Source organism: Mycobacterium simulans, assembly GCF_900232995.1.
Taxonomy (GTDB): Bacteria; Actinomycetota; Actinomycetes; order Mycobacteriales; family Mycobacteriaceae; genus Mycobacterium; species Mycobacterium simulans.
On the sequence record NZ_OCVX01000061.1, the window covers coordinates 1 to 3,782 of the forward strand.

1 protein-coding gene is annotated in these 3,782 nt (G+C 62.7%); it reads left to right on the top strand.

What is annotated here, in order from left to right; all coding sequences use genetic code 11:
- Window positions 1-3,782, top strand: a 3,782-nt coding sequence (locus MSIMFI_RS27150; protein WP_191500014.1) for a condensation domain-containing protein, incomplete at both ends; no start/stop codon positions are given.

Below are 3,782 nucleotides of genomic sequence, written 5' to 3' on the forward strand. Positions count from 1 at the left end.
GTTCCCCGGTAGCAGGGGCGGCACTGTTTGTGCTCGATGGATGGTTGCGTCGGGTTCCGGTAGGAGTTGCCGGTGAGTTGTATGTGGCTGGTGCGGGCGTGGGTTGTGGGTATTGGCGTCGGGCGGGGTTGACCGGTTCGCGGTTTGTGGCGTGTCCGTATGGGGTGGCCGGACAGCGGATGTATCGCACCGGTGATGTGGTGCGCTGGCGTGCCGATGGGCAGCTGGAGTTTTTAGGGCGTGCTGATGAGCAGGTCAAGATCCGAGGGCATCGGGTGGAGCCAGCCGAGGTCGCCGCGGTGTTGGCCGGTTGCGAGGGTATCGACCAAGCAGTGGTGATCGCCCGCCACGACCGTCCCGGTGATACGAGGTTGGTGGCGTATGCCACCGGGACTGCGGATCCGGTGGGTGTGCGCACGCAACTGGCTGGGGTGTTGCCGGCATACATGGTGCCCGCCGCGATCGTGATGATGGCGCGGTTGCCGTTAACGATCAACGGCAAACTCGACACCAAAGCGTTGCCGGTTCCCCAGTACGTCAGCACCGAGGGTTATCGGGCCCCGTCGACACCGACCGAGGAAATCCTGGCCGGGATCTATGCCCAAGTCCTCGGCATGGAGCGGGTAGGCGTCGATGACTCCTTCTTCGACCTGGGTGGGGACAGCATTTCGTCGATGCAGGTGGTCGCGCGGGCCCGTACTGCGGGTGTGATCTGCCGGCCACGCGATATTTTGGCCGAGCGGTCCGTGGCTGGGGTGGCCCGCGTTGCTGTGCTGGCCGGCGCGGGCGACAGCGTGATTGATCAGGGTGTTGGTGAGATTTTGCCGACACCGATCATGCGCTGGCTGGCAACCGTAGACGGCTCGGTTGAGCAGTTCAACCAGACGATGGTGTTGCGTGCTCCGGCGGGAGTGAACCATACCGATGCGGTGGCGTTGGTGCAGGCGCTGTTGGATCGCCACGCCATGTTGCGGTTGCGGGCCGATGGCTATCAGGCCGCCGACGGGCGGTGGTCGTTGGCTGTGCCCGAACCGGGATCGGTAAACGCGAATGACTGTGTGCAGTGTGTGGCGGCGCTTTCCGATGATGTGCTGGTGGCCGCCCGTCACCGGCTCAATCCGGCCGCCGGGGTGATGCTGAGTGCGGTATGGGTGTTCTCGACGGCCGAGCTGGTGTTGGTTATTCATCATTTGGCCGTCGACGGGGTGTCCTGGCGGATTTTGCTTGATGACCTGAATACGGCGTGGGACCAGCGCCGTGCTGGACAGCCAATTACGTTGCCGACCGCGGGAACATCGTTTCGCTCCTGGGCCGCAATGCTAGGCGAGTACGCGCGCTCTGCGGCGGTGGTCGATCAGCTGGCAGCGTGGCAACGCATAGCGGCTGCCGAACCGGTGCTGGTGGCGGTGGAGCCGACGGTGGATACGTTTGTCGGTGCCGGGCAGATGTCGGTGTCGCTGGACGTCGACACGACGCGGTCACTCTTAGGTGAGGTGCCCGCGGCATTTCATGCCGGCGTTCACGACATCTTATTGATCGCTTTCGGGTTGGCGTGGACGGAATTTCTGGGTTGGCCCGGTGTTCCGATCGGAATTGACGTTGAAGGTCATGGCCGCGACGAGGACCTGGGCCCCGATATTGATCTGTCGTCCACGGTGGGGTGGTTCACCAGCAAATACCCCGTCTCGCTTGTGGTGAATCGACTGGATTGGCGGCAGGTCCACGATGGAGCGCCGGCGCTGGGCGCGGTGATCAAAGATGTCAAAGAGCAGCTCCGAGCCGTTCCTGAAGGTCTGACTTATGGTTTGCTGCGTTATCTGAACACCGAGGTGGAGCTGGCCGGGCCTGATCCGTCGATCGGCTTCAACTACCTGGGTCGTCTGGGCGTTGCCACTGATTCGGCGCAGCCAGACGAGGTGTGGCAGATCGCTGGTGAGGGGCCGGTATTTAGCGATCCGGTTCGCGAGGCGATACCGATGTCGCTGACGCATACCGTCGGCCTCAACGCGGTCACGGTCGAGACGAAGGTCGGCCCGCGGCTATTAGCCAGGTGGACGTGGGCGTCCTCCAAGCTTGATCGCGCCGAGATCGCTCGGGTTAACCAACTCTGGTTTGAGGCCTTAGAGGGTATTTGTGCACAAGTACAGAGTGGTGGACGCGGCTTGACCCCCAGCGACGTTGCCCTTGCTGGGCTGAACCAACAACAGATCGATGAGCTCGAACGGCAGTACCAAATCGCCGACATTTTGCCGCTTACTCCGCTGCAGCAGGGCTTACTGTTCCACGCTCAGCGCAGGGATGACTGCAGGCAGGGCAGCACTGATCCGTACCTGCCGCAAATCAGCATCGGGTTGACCGGCGGAATTGATCGCGAGCGTTTGCGTGAGGCTGTACAAACGGTGATCAACCGTCACCCCAACGTCGGGGCCCGGTTCGTTATCGATCGGTTCCCACAGCCGGTGCAGATCATTTTGGCTGATCCCATGGTGGGGTGGCGGTATATCGACTTGGCTGGCAAAGAGGGCCAGGACGAACATATCCAGCAAATATGTGCCGATGAACGTGTCGCAGTGGCGGATCTGGCCCACAAGTCGCCTTTTCGTGCGGCTCTGATCCGCACAGCGCCGGAGCAGTATCGGCTAGTGGTGACCAATCACCACATCGTGTTGGACGGTTGGTCGCTGCCGATCTTATTGCGCGAGATCTTGGCGAGCTACGACATGCAGCCATTGCCCACCCCGGCCGCCTACCGCAGCTTCGTGTGCTGGCTTGCCGCTCGAGACCACGACCGCGCGCGAACGGTGTGGGGCAGGCTCCTGTCAGGCTTGACCGCGCCCACCCTGGTCGGCCCGCCCGACCAGTTAGACCTCAACAGCAAAGACGTCAAATCCTTCTCCTTGTCTGAAGCGACCACCGACGCGCTGACCCGAATGGCGCGTGCGCACAACACCACCGTGAGCACTGTGCTGCAAGCCGGCTGGGCGTGCCTGCTGAATTGGTTGACCGGCCAGCAGGATGTGGTGTTCGGGATGACGGTGGCCGGGCGACCCGCGGAATTGGCCGGGGTGGAGTCGATGGTCGGCCTCTTCATTAATACGGTGCCGGTGCGCGCCACCCTTACCGCGACCACCACTACTGCGCAACTGTTAGCCCAACTGCAACAGAACTATCACGACACGCTGGAGCACCAACACCTATCGCTGACCGACATCCACCGCGTCACCGGCCACGACAGGCTGTTCGACACCTTATTCGTTTACGAAAACTTTCCGATCGACACCGCAGCGCTGCTCGACGGCAATGACCTGACTATCACCGAGATGACCGGCCGCGAATCCACTCACTACCCCCTCGTCCTGCAGGCCCTGCCGGGCCGGGAACTCGGGTTTCGTGTCGAATTCGCGACCGATGTGTTCGATGACGCCAGTATCTGCAGTCTTATCGACCGGCTCGAGCGGGTGCTGGTCGCGATGGTTGCGGATCCGCAGCGGCGGTTGTCCTCGGTTGAGGTGCTCGATGAGGCCGAGCGTGCTCAGTTGGATGCGATCGGTAATCGTGGGGTGTTGGCGGGTGTGGGGCCGGGGTGGGCATCGATACCGGAGTTGTTTGCGGTTCAGGTGCGGCGTAGTCCTGAGGCGATTGCGGTGGCGTGTGGCGATCAGCGGCTGACGTACCGGGAGCTCGATGCTGCCGCGGATCGGCTTGCCGGGGTGCTGGCCGACGCTGGGGTGGGGCCTGGCGATGTGGTGGCGTTGTTGGTGCAGCGCTCGATTGCGGCGGTG